The sequence below is a fragment of the Paenibacillus durus ATCC 35681 genome, from assembly GCF_000993825.1.
Classification (GTDB): Bacteria; Bacillota; Bacilli; order Paenibacillales; family Paenibacillaceae; genus Paenibacillus_AQ; species Paenibacillus_AQ durus_B.
Window position 1 is genome coordinate 2458461 of sequence record NZ_CP011114.1, and the last position, 14673, is coordinate 2473133.

Below are 14673 nucleotides of genomic sequence, written 5' to 3' on the forward strand. Positions count from 1 at the left end.
CCTACTGACTTACCGGCCAGCTAAAGCTTTTTTGACTCATCAGCGGTATTTATAATTTCAAACCGTACTTCCTTGGCATCATCCACTGGCCCACCGCCTTGAGTCACTCTTGCTTCAAAGGTGATTTCTTGATTAACCGCCACCTCTGGCGGACTCCAGGAGAGCTCGACCTTGACCGGCTCCATTGACATCTCGGACATATTCATGCCGGAATGATTATTTCTCCCGGATGAACAGCCTGCGAGTGCTCCCGCAATCACCAGGAACATTAGAACCCATTTTGCCAATGGTCTTAGCATATGCATCCTTATCCCTCCCGAATAGCCTCTGTATCGTACGGGATGTCGATTACATCTTGCGTTATGCTTACGTTAAGTCTGCCTCTCTCATTATACATGGATTGACCGTCTTTGGTAGACAATGACTTGCTGTTTTCTCATAGAAATGAGATATTTGTCACACATCCGGTTTTGCACTCCATATAAAAGACCGATACCCTGTCATGCAGGATACCGGCCACGAAAAGAACGAGATTACGATTAAAGGTTAGAGACTTTGAGCTAAAGGAAGCAGTTCCGATAAATGCTTGATCTCATAATGAGGGATAATTTCCGGGTCGGATGGTTTGCCGGTGCGATTGATCCATACCGTTGTAAGTCCTGCAGCCAAACCGCCGCGAATGTCAGTCGTAAGCTTGTCCCCGACCATAATTCCCTGCTCCGGTGCGATATCCAGCAGCTTCAGCGCATGCTCGAAAATGGCCACGTCCGGCTTCCCCTTCCCAAATGTTCCGGAAATGACAATATGATCAAAGAAAGGAATCAGTTCGGGTACGCCATCCAGCTTCTCCTGCTGAAGAGCCGGGCAGCCGTTGGTCAGCAGCAGCAGCTTTACTTTCCCGCGAAGCGCAGCCAGAATCTCCAAGGTCTCTTCATACATGTAGGGACGGCTCCGGCGTTCCGCAGCAAAACGCGCAGCAAGTGTCTCCGCCAGGCTCTCATCGTCTATTCCCACGGCCGCAAGTCCGCGGCGCCAGGATTCCTTCCGGTAATTTGGAGCAAGCTGCTCCAGCTTCCGGAACTGCTCCTGTTCTCCGGCTGTAAAATTCGCCCACAGCGCTTCAAATGGATTAATCCCGATCATCTGCGTAAAAGGAAAGGTCTCATAAGACTCGTAAAGACTTCTCGCTTCCCGTCTAACCGCGGCTTCCAGTTCCTTCGGGTCAACGGCTGTGCCCGCCGCTTTGCAGGCGTATTCAAAAGCTTCCTCAATACTTCGCTCATCCCATAAAAGAGTATCATCCAAATCAAACAGTACGGCCGCAATCGGCATTCCACTACTCCCTCTCTATAATAAACTTTGCAATTGTTGCTCTATACTATTTGTGCTCTACAGGAATATGGTTTAGCTGACCAAAACGCTCCATCCGCTCGCCCATGACAGCCGTGTCATAACGGTTGATCAACCGCGAGAAAATCCATTGCCCCCGTTTGGCTTTGGGCTTAATGTTAACGGAGCCGCGGGATATGATGATTTTCTCGATGTCAGCTGCCTCAAGGAACCTTTGGCGGTTAAATTTGAAAGTAGAGACCCGTGCCCGTTCAACTTTCAAATAAGGGCGCCGAAAGAAAATCATTGCAGCCAGTGCAAAATAGAGCACGACGCCGATCCAATTCATTACCAGGCTGTTTTGGTTGGCTGAAGACGTATCGAACTGGCCTATGGTCCAGTACAAAGCCCCCAGTGCCGCAAGCAGTACAGGAAAAACAATATTGCGTCCCTTGTATACGTCGGTTGGACCGGCCTTGGATGAAGAATTGATGGAATCCTTACCCTCTTTTTTTCTTCTCTTGTTAACCTGATGCGTGTTGCGTTGAACCATTCTTTCCCAAGAACGGGCCATTTCATTTCCCCCTAGTCTTCCTGAAATATCTATGATAAGGCGGCTTCGGCTTGATTAATGAAGGTTTCTTCCACCGTCTCGTTCATTTCCATTGTCATCCACAATTTCAATCGACTCCAATTGAGCACGGAAATTGCGGCGGACATTGCCAAGGTATATCTCCCGAAGCTTGGCGCGTTCAGCCAATTCCTCTTCGTTAAGTCCGACGCTCTTATGTTTGCGTGCCAGCTCATTAATGCGATTAACCAGTTCATCTATATTCAAAATGTTCCCTCCTAATTAATGCATGATCGTTCATACCAGCGTCACTGTAATTTGATGAAACCGGTAGAACAGCTTTAAATTCATTCTAACTTTGCCATGAGAAAAAGAGCTTGTCAAGGCGGCTCCCCTGAAAGCTCAGTTGTACTGCAATAGACCTAATATCCTTCTGCCTGTTATTTCAGTACTTTGCAAAATTTGCTCTAAGGCGCTAAACGGAATTATGCCAATGCTCATTTGTATACGGGAATGGACAATATATCTCCAGCCTGAATATCGGAACCGCTCAAATGATTATGTCGTTTAATAGCATCAATATATACGACAGTTCTCATATCGGAAGATTTATTCTTAAGAGCGATACTCCAGAGTGTATCGCCGGGCTCCACTACAATCCGCTTCTCCTGCTGCGGCGAAGATGCCGAACTGGCAAATACCTGGCTTACCACGGTAAATCCCGAAATAATTAGAAGAAGCACAATCATCAGCTTAAAAACATCCTGCTGTTTCAATACGATACGGGCTTTCTTGATGATCGCTTTAATGTTCTTTACGGATGGGTTTGTATGGTCAGAAACCGAGCTCCGGCGCGTTGAGACGGCCTCCGGTGTCTCATTATAAATGCTGCGGTATGTACTATATTTCAACATCTATCATCAGCCTCCAAACACTTGTTCTTACTCGCAAAATTAATATAGCACGAACATGTGTTTCGATCAAGAGGTTTTTCGAACGATTGTTCCCTTTTATTTTCTTAGAACTTATGTTTGTGCGAACGGAAGTTCTATGTTATAATTTTCCCAAACATTACTAGATGGGGTGTATTCCGATGTCAAAGATTTCGAGTCGCCAGCTGGCGATCCTGGAATTTATACGTAACGAAGTTCGCAGCAAAGGGTATCCGCCTTCCGTCCGGGAAATTGGAGAAGCGGTCGGCCTGGCATCCAGTTCTACCGTACACGGGCACCTTGACCGGTTGGAGAAGAAAGGACTTATCCGCCGCGATCCCACGAAACCGCGCGCCATTGAGCTGCTGGGTCAGGAAGACTCTGAAAATGTCCATCAATTCGTGCAGACCGTTGCCCGAGTTCCGGTTGTCGGCAAGGTGACTGCGGGTGTGCCTATTACAGCAACAGAGAATATTGAAGATTATTTCCCCCTTCCCACCCATTACGTTGGAGATAACAAGGTCTTTATGCTATCCGTTATGGGAGACAGCATGATCGAAGCCGGTATTATGAACGGAGATTATGTCATCGTCCGCCAGCAGCAGACCGCCGATAACGGCGATATTGTGGTCGCTATGACCGAAGATGACGAAGCTACCGTCAAGACCTTCTATAAGGAACGCGATCATATTCGCCTGCAGCCTGAGAATCCGGACTATGAGCCGCTCCGGCTTAACCGGGTGAGTATTTTGGGTAAGGTGATTGGATTGTTCAGAGATATCCAGTAGCTGTACACATTTGAAAGGCGGCCAGTTAAATGAGGCCGCCTATTTTCGTATATATTTTTTACGGCTAAGCTTATTTCGCCGCACTACGCTATTCAAGGAAATTCGAACGGCATATGCACTCCCTGCATATTTTGTATCGTAAAGGAGTGCTAATCATATGCCAAATTATCGGATCATTGTCGATTTATCCGAGCGCACGCTGTATCTTCTGGATAACGATACAGTCATTCGTGGCTTCCCTGTAGGAATCGGCAAAATGCTGACCCAGACACCCCAGGGAGAATATACTATCGTTAATAAGCAAGCCAATCCAGGCGGACCGTTCGGCGCATTCTGGATGGGGCTTTCCAAGCCCCATTACGGCATTCACGGAACCAATAATCCCGCGTCTATCGGCCATGAAGTCTCACACGGTTGTATCCGAATGTACAACGCCGACGTTCTTGAGCTGGCCCGGATGGTTCCGCTGGGTACAAGGGTTACGATTCGCCAATAGTGAGGATTCTTATAGTTTCCTGCGTTATAGTCTGACCTACCCAATAACTATAAAGTCCTCTTCTGGGGCATTTTCTATAAAAATGGCTCGACAGACATGAGGATACAGCCGATTAACTCCACTGTCCATGTCTCCGCTCGCGAACTTCAAGCTTGCTATATTCAATCTGACCGTCCAGTATATGACACTCTCAACCATAAGCGTAAGCCATGTGAAGTTCATCGTCTATCAACCTTTGGAGTTTCCACCACATTGCATATCTTTCCTCCAAAAATAGAGAACCCCTCGGCGCTCACAGCACCGAGGGGTTCGTCTTTTAATAAAGCGTAAGGTATTGGTTTCTTTCCCAATCGTGTACTTGGGTACGGTAGATATCCCATTCTATTTCCTTTAGCTCATAGAAGTGCGCCAGGGCATGCTCGCCAAGAGCGTCGGTGACTACGGAGTTACGGATCAGTTCACCCAGTGCTTCCTTAAGATCCGCCGGCAGACTCGGGATGCCCTCCTCGATCCGCTCTTCTTCGGACATAATGTAGATGTTGCGGTCAATAGGAGCAGGAAGATCAAGCTGCCGCTTAATGCCGTCCAGACCCGCCTTCAGCATAACCGCCAACGCGAGGTAAGGGTTGGCCGCCGGGTCCGGGTTCCGGACTTCAATGCGTGTGCTGAGTCCTCTGGAAGCCGGGATACGGATCATCGGGCTGCGGTTGCTTGCTGACCAGGCAACATAGCAAGGGGCTTCATATCCGGGAACCAGGCGCTTGTACGAGTTCACCGTAGGGTTCGTGATTGCCGCAAGCGCCCGCGCATGCTTCAGCAAGCCTGCCATGTAGCTGCGCGCAGTATCGCTGAGACCAAGCTCATCTTTTTCATCATAGAAGGTATTCTCGCTGCCTTTGAACAGCGATTGGTGGCAGTGCATACCCGAGCCGTTCATACCGAACATAGGCTTAGGCATAAATGTGGCATGCAGCCCATGCTGGCGGGCAACCGTCTTCACTACCAGCTTGAACGTCTGGATTTGGTCGGCCGCCTTGATCGCATCGGCATACTTAAAGTCGATCTCATGCTGTCCATACGCGACCTCATGGTGTGAAGCTTCGATTTCGAAGCCCATTTCTTCCAGCGTCAATACGATTTCGCGGCGGCAGTTCTCTCCGAGGTCCATTGGGGCAAGGTCGAAATAGCCGCCTTGATCGTTGAGCTCTGTCGTCGGATTGCCCTTTTCATCGGTCTGGAACAGGAAAAATTCCGGTTCCGGTCCAACGTTCATGGAAGTAAAGCCCATTTCTTTCGCTTCTTTAAGGCAGCGTTTCAAAATACCGCGGGGATCTCCGGCAAACGGAGTTCCGTCCGGCATATAGACATCACAAATAAGACGGGCAACGCGGTCTTCGGCCACCCATGGAAAGATTACCCAAGTGTCGAGATCAGGATATAAATACATATCGGATTCTTCGATGCGGACATAGCCTTCGATGGAAGAGCCATCAAACATCATTTTGTTGTCCAACGCCTTCTCCAATTGGCTGACGGGAATTTCCACATTCTTAACCGTACCAAGCAAATCGGTAAACTGGAGACGAATGAACCGGACATTCTCTTCCTTGGCAATGCGCAAAATATCTTCTTTAGTAAAGCTCACTATACCCTCTCCCTTTCGCGCTTCTGTATGTGTTATTTATTGAAAAACCGGGATAACTCACCTTGAATGAGAGATACTTGTCCCGGTCTTTTCCCGGAAACCAACTCCTGCTTAAGCAGCCGGTGGAGTTGGGAATCGGACAGCTCGCGCCGCCGGACTTCCGTGTCGGGGGTAATGACGGTAGCTTCTTCGGATTCCTTCGATACCGGGTTCATCACCTGCTTGATACCGGCAATATTAACTCCTTTTTCAATCAAAGCCTTAATTTCCAACAAACGCTCTACATCGTTAAAAGAGAATAATCGCTGGTTGCCCGAGGTGCGCGCCGGAACAATCAAACTATGCTGTTCATAATAGCGGATTTGCCGTGCGGACAAATCGGTAAGTTTCATTACAATTCCAATAGGAAATAACGCCATATTTCTGCGGATTTCATCACCCATGACTCATCCAACCTTCCAATGATCTTTTTCTCATCTCATTGTACATTTTCGGCTATGACGTGTCAATGACATGTGAGATATACTCACAACATTTTTGGCTTCTTCTTACAGTAAATTGCGATCCCGCATACTCTGCAGCGCCATCAGCACACCATATTTGACATGCGAATAGGTCAATCCTCCCTGCATGTATCCGATGTATGGAGCCCGAATTGGAGCGTCTGCAGACAACTCCAGGCTGCCTCCCTGAATAAAAGTTCCCGCCGCCATAATGACCGGATGCTCGTAGCCAGGCATGTCCCAAGGCTCAGGAACAGCATGGCTGTCTACGGCAGCGGCCCGCTGAATTCCCTGGACGAAGGCGATCAAATGCTCGGGTCCGTCAAAAGAAATAGCCTGTATAAGATCGGTCCGCTGCTCCTGCCATGCAGGCTTGGTGCGAAACCCGCAGCGTTCAAACACGGCGGCAGCGAAAATGCTTCCTTTTAAGGCTTGTCCGACCGTATGAGGAGCCATGAACAGCCCCTGATAAAGCCCCCGTGTCGTCCCCAGCATCGCCCCGACTTCCCCGCCGATGCCCGGCGCCGTAAGCCGGTAAGCCGCCAGTTCCACCAGATCTCTTCTGCCGCATATATACCCTCCGGTCTCGGCGATCCCGCCTCCGGGGTTTTTGATTAGGGAGCCTGCCATCAGATCGACGCCGACCTGGGATGGCTCCATTTCCTCGGTAAATTCCCCGTAGCAGTTATCAACGAAGACGACAGCGCCCGGCGCCATTTCTTTAACCTTGGCCGTCATCTCCCCGATCTGTTGCACCGTAAAAGAAGAGCGCCAGTCATAGCCACGGGACCGCTGGATCCCGATTACCTTCGTCGCGGGCGTCAAAGCACGTTCAACCTCCGCCCAGTCAACTTCTCCCTCTTCGGTGAGCGCCGCTTCCCGGTAGGTTATGCCGAAATCCGCCAAAGAGCCTGTCCCGTCGCCCGGCTTGCCGATCACCTTATGCAAAGTATCGTAAGGCCGCCCGGTAATGTACAGCAGTTCGTCCCCCGGCCGGAGCACGCCGAACAGCGCTGTGGAGATCGTATGCGTTCCCGAAGCGAAATGAGGCCGCACAAGCGCCGCTTCCGCACCGAATACATCCGCATATACCAGATCCAGCACCTCCCGGCCTCTGTCATTATAGGCGTAGCCCGTTGAGCCGGCAAAGTGGAAGTCGCTGACTTGGTGCCTTTGAAAAGCTTCGATTACTTTCCACTGGTTAAGATCCACAATCCGGTCAAGAGTTCTGACCGCTTCCTGAATCTCTGCTTCCGCTGCTTCCGCCGCTTGTAAAATATCTTCTGCAAATACTGCCATTTGCGTCTGTCTCTCCTTACATACACTTCCCATAATCATAACAGTAAACGGCAGAAGGCTGTCGCTTATATCTGTAAAATAGGATGCCATTTTGAATTAAATAATAATATCCCTGGAGATTTACTGAGTTATAGCGCTGTTCAAATTTGCTGCTATTAATCTCGGCCTGCCTGATCCACGAAATCGGTCAGCAAATATCCCCATTTTTCATAATCGTCCTTGTTCACCCGCACGCAGTATAGGATATCGTTCTCCTCGAAAGACTGATCCAACACATCCCCCACTCTATACAGGAGGGAAGTCAAATCGCCCCGGCTGGACGGAATCCGGAAACTGAGCGTATCTCCGGCCAGCTCATTCTGAATGGTGTCTGCAATCCGGGCTAGATCCTCCGGATTAAAGGCACTGACCTTCATAAAGCCCGGGCCTCCTGGCAGCATCTCAAGTTGTTCGGGCCGACAAAGATCGCTCTTGTTGAACAGAACAATCTTCGGCTTCTCAGCCGCTCCAAGGTCCTCCAAAATGGACTCCACAACCTCCATCTGATCTTCCCGCATCGGGGAAGAGGCATCGACTACGTGCAGCACCAAATTGGCCTCGTTAACCTCTTCAAGCGTCGCCCGGAACGAGGCAACGAGATCATGCGGAAGATTCTGGATAAAACCAACAGTGTCTGTCAGCACGACACTCTTGCCGCCAGGAAGTTCAAGCAGCCTGGATGTCGGGTCCAGCGTAGCGAACAGCTGGTTCTCGATGTAAACGTCCGCATCGGTCAGCTGCTTAAGCAGTGTGGACTTGCCGGCATTCGTATAGCCAACAAGAGCCACCTGCACCACTCCGCTCTTGCGCCGCCGCTCGCGGTGAAGACTCCGCGTCTTCACCACTTCATCAAGCTGGCGCTTAAGCTCGCCGATCCGGTCCCGGATATGCCGGCGGTCCGTCTCCAGCTTGCTCTCCCCGGGTCCTCTTGTGCCGATGCCGCCGCCCAGCCGGGACAGATTCTTGCCATGCCCCGACAGGCGCGGCAGCAGGTAAGACAGCTGGGCCAGTTCCACTTGGATAATCCCCTCCCGGGTCTTCGCCCGGCCGGCAAAGATGTCCAGAATGAGCTGCGTGCGGTCAATGATCTTCAGGTCTAGAGCTTCCTCCAAATTACGTACCTGAGCGCCCGACAGCTCCTGATCGAAAATCGCCGTATTGGCGCCTAGCCCATCCGCAGCCATCCGAAGCTCCTCGACCTTGCCTTTGCCGATGAACCATTTTGAATCCGGCGTTTCCTTATTCTGGCGCAGCACTTCAAGCACTTCAACCCCGGCGGTTTCCGCCAGCTGAACCAGCTCCTGAAGTGAATATTCGGGATCAATTCCGGTCCGTTTGACCTCATCGGTCACAAGGCTTACCAGAATCGCCCGGTCCTGTATTTCTGTATTTGTCTCATGCGTCATAATCGCCATATGCATCTCCTTTTGCGGAATATAAGAACTTATGTGCCTAAGCGTATCTCTACCAAAGTCCTTATATTTTTACGAGAAACGGCTGCCCTTATAACGATACTAGTATCGCGCACTTAGAAAGCGCACAATTCCCTTTTAGGACGGCGCAGCCGTTTCTTCTTAGCTGATTCGTTTCCTACGGCCCGATTTACAGTTTGAAATCCTCGGTTCGCAGGGTCATCAGCTCCTGCTTGCCCGGACTATTATGTTCATACTGATTGAGCAGCCTTACGGCCTGACTGCGTACCGCTTTTTCGATCGCGTTGCGCACATAGCGCGCATTGCTGAAGGCATGCGGGCTATCCTCTTTCTCCACCATCAAATGCTGCTTTAACTTGAGTATCGCCTGCGGCATCAAAATGTAATCACGCTCCTTCGCCATCAGCTCGGCGATTTGCAGAAGCTGGTCGATCGTATAATCCGGGAACTCGACCTGGATCGGAAAGCGCGAAGGCAGCCCCGGATTGCTCATGAGAAAATAATCGATCTCGCTGGAATATCCCGCCAGAATAAGCACGAACTGACTGCGGTGATCTTCCATCGATTTGACAAGCGTATCGATCGCTTCCTTGCCGAAATCCTTGTCGCCGCCGCGAGCCAGGCTGTACGCCTCGTCGATGAACAGAATGCCGCCAAGCGCTTTTTTGACGAGATCCCGGGTCTTCTGCGCGGTATGCCCGATATACTCGCCTACAAGATCGGCCCGCTCCACCTCGATAAGATGTCCTTTGGTCAACACACCCATACGCTGAAACAATTTCGCGACTATACGCGCCACCGTCGTCTTGCCGGTACCCGGGTTCCCTTTAAACACCATGTGATAAGCCTGGCCGCCGCTTGCCAGACCCACTTCACTGCGCATTTGCGCAACCTGAAGCAGTGCGTATATCTCGAATACAAGCTCCTTAATATTGTCCAGACCTACCAGCGCGTCCAATTCTCCCCCGATCTCCTGGAAAAGACCGATTTGGGCATTGCTTTTGGGAGACGCCGATTCGCTGATCGCCGATGTTCCGCTCACAGCCGGTGTTTCGTGATTACGCAATACGATGTTGATTTGCCGCGATGGTCTGCCTTCATCCCGCCCGCTTGAAGCAGCGCTGCGTATGTTCATGGGTTCACCTCATTACTTAGGGCTGAGTGTTCTACTCAAGTCTATTCCCAAGGTTCAGGCGTTATTAGCAGATTCGGCATTTTCCCTTAAACAAGCTCAAAACATCTGTAGAAGCTTCCATTTCGTGTAGGCCAATATCTCCCTCGTCTTATACTTAGCCATCGACATCGTCTCCGAATCGGTAAGTCCGAGCTCAGGCCTCAAATACCCAAGCGATTCTGCAACCTCAAGCGCTCTGCGGCCATGAAAGGTATGGGTGATAACCACTGCCGTTGACCAATTCTCCCGCTGCATGATTTCCTGGCTGAACAGGAGGTTCTCGTAGGTTGACGTCGCTTTGTTCTCCACGGCAATCGCGCTGTCCGGTACGCCCCCGGCAATCAAATAATTGCGCATTCCCTGGCCTTCCGTATATCGATATCCTGGTTTATCAAGCCCGCCGCTAACAATAAAACGAGAAAAAAAGCCCTGTCTATACAGCTTCAACCCGTAGTCAAGCCGCTCCTTAAGCCCGGGACTGGGCTCATCGCCCCACATTGCCATACCGAGAATAATGCCAACATCCGCCTTCTTCATTGGGGAGGTCGTCTCCGCCTGATTGATGATGATCAACACATAAGTACTCCATAATATACCGGCGATCAGCAGAACGGCAGCTGTAAACACCATGATCCGCTTAAATCGCCATTTCCGTCCGCCCGCCGCACTGCTGCGAATCGGCAACGAGTCTAGAGCATACCTTTGCATCTAAAATTTCCTCCTGAATTCCCCATGATGAAACAATTCGGAGCGATGCTTTAGAGACAGAGTGAAAAAAGGAAAGGCGTGCGCGTCAATACTTTTCAGTATCCTTCTGGCGGTATTCCAGGCTAAATTGTAATCGCTGTCTGAAATATCTCCCCGTTCAAGCGCCTCTTCAAGCTCATCCTCATCGAGCAAGAACACTTCTCCGTTCCACAGCACCACTACATCCAGGTACAGATCGTCAAACCAGGGCACCCCCTGATCCGTTACCCCCTGAACCTTGCAGGTGTCTATATACCACTGGATAATATTTTGCCTTTCATCGAACATCGCCGTAACAATATAATGACTGTCTTTTGGAAAATACTGCAGCCACGAATAGCCCTTGTCCGCAATGCGGTATGTATGCCGGCCATAGCTTTTCCAGAGCGGCTCCTTCAATCCGTAAATCGTGTAAAGGGTGATGTATCCGCTGAATTCCCGGCTTTCCACATAGCGGCAGGCAAACCCGCGGCGCGTAATCCGGCGCCAGTTGGCCCGGTCTCCGAATTTACGTTTCATATAATAACCCTCTCCATTATGGTGTCTTCAGCTTACCACATTTAGGAGTCGCACTCAAAACCTTAGGCTGTAAAAAAGAAAAGCTCAGACAGACCGGACCAACCGTCACTAACAGAGGGTCCAGACTGCCTGAGCGGCGTTATTAAAGCAAAATCCCTGCTATTGCGCCGGAACTCCTTGGTTCACCGATCCGTCTACTGGGCCCGCAGCCGGATCGCTGCCATCTCCAGGTACGGCTGCGTCCGCAGGACTTGCAGGCGGAGCAAGAGATGGTGACGGCGAAGGGCTCGGCTGCACCGGAGCGTCCGAGTTACCGCCGTTATTGCCATTCCCGTTGCCATTTCCATTTCCGTTACCATTACCGTTGCCGTTTCCGTTACCATTGCCATTCCCGCCAGTTCCGTTATCCGGACTCGGTTCGGCCGGACTGGCGCCGGTACCGTTGTCGCCGCCACCCTCAGGCGTAGCCGTTGGCAGCTCAGGAATAACCGATGGCGACGGTTCGACCGACGGTGATGGTTCAGCCCCCTCTATTAGCACCGATGCGATATTGGAAGGACCGCTCTCTACTCCCTGATCCGGATAATATACCCTCACATAGTACTCATAGGTAAGACCGGCCATGGCGCTTAGATCAGCAGCATTAGGCGTCAGCGTATTGATCAGTGGACTGAAATCTGCTTCCGAAGTCTCTTTACGGTAGACACGGTATTGCGCACCCGGAGTATCGACAGGCGTCCATGCCAGATTGACGGTTCCCGTCGAGGAATCATATTGGGCGGTTAACCCGCTGGCCGGTCCATTTTGAACCACCGGCGCTTCTGAAGGTTTGGGAATATCGACATTATCCGGTTTCGGGAATGATTTTTCCGGATAATTCTTCACGACCTCCTGCATTACCTTGCCCCAGAATGCGGCGGCCAGCGGACTGCTGTTCTTAAGCAGATGCTGACGGTCGGGATTGTCATATCCCATCCAGACCGCTGCCGTAAGCTCCGGTGTGTAGCCGACGAACCAGACGTCGCGGTTGGAACTGACGCCTCTGTAACCGCTCTGGCTCGTTCCGGTTTTGCCCGCGACCGGACGGTCGATTCTCGCTTTTCTACCGGTACCGCTCTGAACAACCTCCTGCATCATCTCGGTCATCTGATAAGCGGTGCTCTCCTTCATGACGCGCTCGGCGTTCGTGTTCGCCTTATAGACGGTTTCTCCTGTGCTGTCCTTAATGGATTTGATCGCATAGGCCTGCCTCAATTCACCGCCGTTGGCGAACGCGGTATAGGCCTGGGCCATCTCCAGCGTATTTGTGCCTTTGGACATGCCGCCCAGCGCGAGCGACAGGTTTTTGTCGTCATCTTGCAGGCCGATGCCCATTTTTTTGGCAAAATTGAAGCCGGTTTTCACCCCGATCTCGTTAAGCAGCCATACGGCGGGGATATTCTCCGATTTCGTCAGCGCTTCGGTCATGCTGATGGATGACGAATAACCATGCAGATTGGTCGGACAATAATCGCCAAAGCACTGCTTTGCGTTGCTGATCTGCGAGTTCATCGAGAATTGGCCCGATTCGATCGCCGGAGCATAAGATACGATCGGCTTAATCGAAGAGCCCGGAGACCGCCGGCTGTTTGTAATGCGGCTGTACCCCTTTTTCTCGTAATTGCGTCCCCCGAGAAGAGCGACAATACTGCCGTTCTCCTGGTTGATAATGACCATTGAGCCTTGGACCGGCTCGCTGTCGACGCTTTTTTCAAAATTATCGCCGTCGGCAAAAGCATTCTCGACCGTCTGCTGCGCATCTTTGTCCATGGTCGTGTAGATTTTGTAACCGCCAATATTGAGATCGTCTTCGGAAAGACCAAATTTGTCCTGAGCCTCGTCGATCGCATAATCGATAAAAGCCTGATATTTCTGCTGCTTCGCCGGCGGTTTATAGTTGTAATTAATATCCTTCGCCTGGTTCATTTCCTCTTGGGTAATATACCCCTGTTCATTCATCAGTTGAAGCACTACCGCTCTGCGTTCCTTGGAAAGCTCAGGGTTGCGAAGAGGGTTGTAGCGGGAAGGACCCTTCGGCATCGCCGCCAGCGTCGCGATCTGCCACAGCTTCAGCTTGCTCAGGTCGCTTTGCCCGAAATAGTGCTCGGACGCAGCCTTGATGCCGTAGATGGTGCCGCCGAAGTTGATCCGGTTCAGATACATCGTAATGATATCATCCTTTGACCTATGACGCTCCAGTGCCATCGCGATGGACATCTCCGTTGCTTTGCGGAAGAACGTTTTGTCCCGGGTCAAAAAGATGTTCTTGGCCAGCTGCTGCGTAATCGTACTACCGCCTTCCACCATGCTGCGGGCCACAACGTCCTTAACGGCCGCCCGTCCGATCGACCACAGATCGACCCCGCTGTGCTCATAAAACCGTCTGTCCTCCGTCGCGACAAATGCTTCCTTGATAATCTTTGGAATTTGGTCACTATTGACGGGTTCGCTCTTTTCCAATGACAGTTCACCCATCAGATTCGCGTTCCGGTCGTAAATCTTGGTTGTTGGATTGACCGTCAGCTTGCCCTGGTTCTCATTAAGCAGCTTCTCTCCGTTGATCGTGATGAACAGATAACCGCCAAGCGCGCAAAAGATGGCTAAAGCCGTTGTAAAAAACAGAGTCCAAAAGACTCGCTTACGGGACAGCCTTTTCTTCTTTTTCGGCTTGGGCGGTTGTCCGCCTCCCCCTTTTCTGTGACGGTTCGATCGAAGTATTTCGTCGTTCGACATGTTGCCTCCTACTCCCCTAAAAAAGGTCATAAGTTTTATTTGTCTCGGAATGAAAAGAACAACCTTATTCAGGTTGCTCTCTCACCCTCTATTCAAACGAATCATAAGCAAAAAGGTTTCGCTTCGAACACATTCTGGCGTATTGGCATAAGCCCTCGGCTGCGGAAATTATTCTTCGGTAGCGTTGTCCTGCATCAAGGATACGCTTCGCTGCGGAGTAAATGTTGAGATCGCATGCTTGTACACCATTTGCTGGCGTCCGTCGCTGTCGATCACGATCGTGAAATTGTCAAAGGCTTTAATGATTCCCCGGATTTGAAAGCCGTTGGTTAAATATACTGTAGCAGGGATATTTTCTTTGCGAAGTTGGTTCAAGAACGTATCTTGGATGTTAATGGACTTGTTCATATGCCGTACCCCCAATGG

At 50.8% G+C, this 14673-nt stretch carries 16 protein-coding genes; 2 read left to right on the top strand and 14 right to left on the bottom strand.

Features of this window, described 5'->3' with window-relative positions; translation table 11 throughout:
- Positions 1–20: 20 nt before the first annotated feature.
- From VK70_RS11245 to yneA, 5 genes are all read right to left on the bottom strand, one after another.
- Complete coding sequence (locus VK70_RS11245; protein ID WP_025697974.1) at positions 21–305, bottom strand: FixH family protein; 285 nt, start codon at positions 303–305, stop codon at positions 21–23.
- A 241-nt stretch (positions 306–546) separates the two neighbouring features.
- Positions 547–1332 (bottom strand): HAD family hydrolase, encoded by a 786-nt coding sequence (locus tag VK70_RS11250; RefSeq protein WP_046723282.1) that lies wholly within the window; start codon positions 1330–1332, stop codon positions 547–549.
- A gap of 46 nt (positions 1333–1378) precedes the next feature.
- Positions 1379–1903 carry a hypothetical protein gene (locus VK70_RS11255; RefSeq protein ID WP_025696736.1) on the bottom strand — a complete coding sequence of 175 codons (525 nt, stop codon included), beginning with the start codon at positions 1901–1903 and terminating at the stop codon, positions 1379–1381.
- Positions 1904–1957: 54 nt separating this feature from the next.
- Positions 1958–2167 carry a DUF896 domain-containing protein gene (locus tag VK70_RS11260; RefSeq protein WP_025696734.1) on the bottom strand — a complete coding sequence of 70 codons (210 nt, stop codon included), beginning with the start codon at positions 2165–2167 and terminating at the stop codon, positions 1958–1960.
- Positions 2168–2397: 230 nt separating this feature from the next.
- A complete protein-coding gene (yneA, locus tag VK70_RS11265; protein ID WP_025696732.1) occupies positions 2398–2814 on the bottom strand; it encodes a cell division suppressor protein YneA in 417 nt (138 codons plus the stop codon).
- A 179-nt stretch (positions 2815–2993) separates the two neighbouring features.
- On the opposite strand from yneA, the gene lexA reads away from it, so the two are divergent.
- Both lexA and VK70_RS11275 read left to right on the top strand, forming a co-directional pair.
- Positions 2994–3620 carry a transcriptional repressor LexA gene (lexA, locus tag VK70_RS11270; RefSeq protein ID WP_025696730.1) on the top strand — a complete coding sequence of 209 codons (627 nt, stop codon included), beginning with the start codon at positions 2994–2996 and terminating at the stop codon, positions 3618–3620.
- 157 nt (positions 3621–3777) lie between these two features.
- Positions 3778–4116, top strand: a complete 339-nt coding sequence (locus VK70_RS11275) for a L,D-transpeptidase (RefSeq protein WP_025696728.1) — start codon at positions 3778–3780, stop codon at positions 4114–4116.
- A gap of 316 nt (positions 4117–4432) precedes the next feature.
- Here the strand turns inward: VK70_RS11275 and glnA are convergent, their stop codons facing one another.
- The 9 genes from glnA to hfq all read right to left on the bottom strand — a co-directional run bounded on the left by glnA (position 4433) and on the right by hfq (position 14655).
- Complete coding sequence (glnA, locus tag VK70_RS11285) at positions 4433–5761, bottom strand: type I glutamate--ammonia ligase (protein WP_025696724.1); 1329 nt, start codon at positions 5759–5761, stop codon at positions 4433–4435.
- Between the two features lie 32 nt (positions 5762–5793).
- Positions 5794–6204: a MerR family transcriptional regulator gene (locus tag VK70_RS11290; RefSeq protein ID WP_019910684.1), complete on the bottom strand. Its 411-nt coding sequence runs from the start codon at positions 6202–6204 to the stop codon at positions 5794–5796.
- A 105-nt stretch (positions 6205–6309) separates the two neighbouring features.
- On the bottom strand, positions 6310–7563 hold the full coding sequence (locus VK70_RS11295) for a methionine gamma-lyase family protein (protein WP_025696722.1): 1254 nt from the start codon (positions 7561–7563) through the stop codon (positions 6310–6312).
- 155 nt (positions 7564–7718) lie between these two features.
- Positions 7719–9017 (bottom strand): GTPase HflX, encoded by a 1299-nt coding sequence (gene hflX / locus VK70_RS11300; RefSeq protein WP_025696721.1) that lies wholly within the window; start codon positions 9015–9017, stop codon positions 7719–7721.
- Positions 9018–9204: 187 nt separating this feature from the next.
- Complete coding sequence (locus tag VK70_RS11305) at positions 9205–10170, bottom strand: AAA family ATPase (RefSeq protein ID WP_025696720.1); 966 nt, start codon at positions 10168–10170, stop codon at positions 9205–9207.
- A gap of 96 nt (positions 10171–10266) precedes the next feature.
- Positions 10267–10917, bottom strand: a complete 651-nt coding sequence (locus VK70_RS11310) for a YdcF family protein (RefSeq protein ID WP_036641252.1) — start codon at positions 10915–10917, stop codon at positions 10267–10269.
- The gene (locus VK70_RS11315; protein ID WP_025696718.1) at positions 10918–11475 is read right to left on the bottom strand and encodes a ribonuclease FAU-1 family protein; all 558 of its coding nucleotides are present in this window, start codon (positions 11473–11475) and stop codon (positions 10918–10920) included.
- A 159-nt stretch (positions 11476–11634) separates the two neighbouring features.
- On the bottom strand, positions 11635–14247 hold the full coding sequence (locus tag VK70_RS11320; protein ID WP_082210229.1) for a transglycosylase domain-containing protein: 2613 nt from the start codon (positions 14245–14247) through the stop codon (positions 11635–11637).
- Between the two features lie 168 nt (positions 14248–14415).
- Positions 14416–14655, bottom strand: a complete 240-nt coding sequence (hfq, locus tag VK70_RS11325; RefSeq protein WP_025688942.1) for an RNA chaperone Hfq — start codon at positions 14653–14655, stop codon at positions 14416–14418.
- Between the last annotated feature and the right edge of the window lie 18 nt (positions 14656–14673).

Excerpts from the sequence above, each read along its gene's own strand:
- VK70_RS11245 (WP_025697974.1), bottom strand. The coding sequence starts at position 305 with ATGCATATGCTAAGACCATTGGCAAAATGGGTTCTAATGTTCCTGGTG.
- VK70_RS11250 (WP_046723282.1), bottom strand. The coding sequence starts at position 1,332 with ATGCCGATTGCGGCCGTACTGTTTGATTTGGATGATACTCTTTTATGG.
- VK70_RS11255 (WP_025696736.1), bottom strand. The coding sequence starts at position 1,903 with ATGGCCCGTTCTTGGGAAAGAATGGTTCAACGCAACACGCATCAGGTT.
- yneA (WP_025696732.1), bottom strand. The coding sequence starts at position 2,814 with ATGTTGAAATATAGTACATACCGCAGCATTTATAATGAGACACCGGAG.
- lexA (WP_025696730.1), top strand. The coding sequence starts at position 2,994 with ATGTCAAAGATTTCGAGTCGCCAGCTGGCGATCCTGGAATTTATACGT.
- VK70_RS11275 (WP_025696728.1), top strand. The coding sequence starts at position 3,778 with ATGCCAAATTATCGGATCATTGTCGATTTATCCGAGCGCACGCTGTAT.
- VK70_RS11290 (WP_019910684.1), bottom strand. The coding sequence starts at position 6,204 with ATGGGTGATGAAATCCGCAGAAATATGGCGTTATTTCCTATTGGAATT.
- VK70_RS11295 (WP_025696722.1), bottom strand. The coding sequence starts at position 7,563 with ATGGCAGTATTTGCAGAAGATATTTTACAAGCGGCGGAAGCAGCGGAA.
- hflX (WP_025696721.1), bottom strand. The coding sequence starts at position 9,017 with ATGGCGATTATGACGCATGAGACAAATACAGAAATACAGGACCGGGCG.
- VK70_RS11305 (WP_025696720.1), bottom strand. The coding sequence starts at position 10,170 with ATGAACATACGCAGCGCTGCTTCAAGCGGGCGGGATGAAGGCAGACCA.
- VK70_RS11310 (WP_036641252.1), bottom strand. The coding sequence starts at position 10,917 with ATGCAAAGGTATGCTCTAGACTCGTTGCCGATTCGCAGCAGTGCGGCG.
- VK70_RS11315 (WP_025696718.1), bottom strand. The coding sequence starts at position 11,475 with ATGAAACGTAAATTCGGAGACCGGGCCAACTGGCGCCGGATTACGCGC.
- VK70_RS11320 (WP_082210229.1), bottom strand. The coding sequence starts at position 14,247 with ATGTCGAACGACGAAATACTTCGATCGAACCGTCACAGAAAAGGGGGA.
- hfq (WP_025688942.1), bottom strand. The coding sequence starts at position 14,655 with ATGAACAAGTCCATTAACATCCAAGATACGTTCTTGAACCAACTTCGC.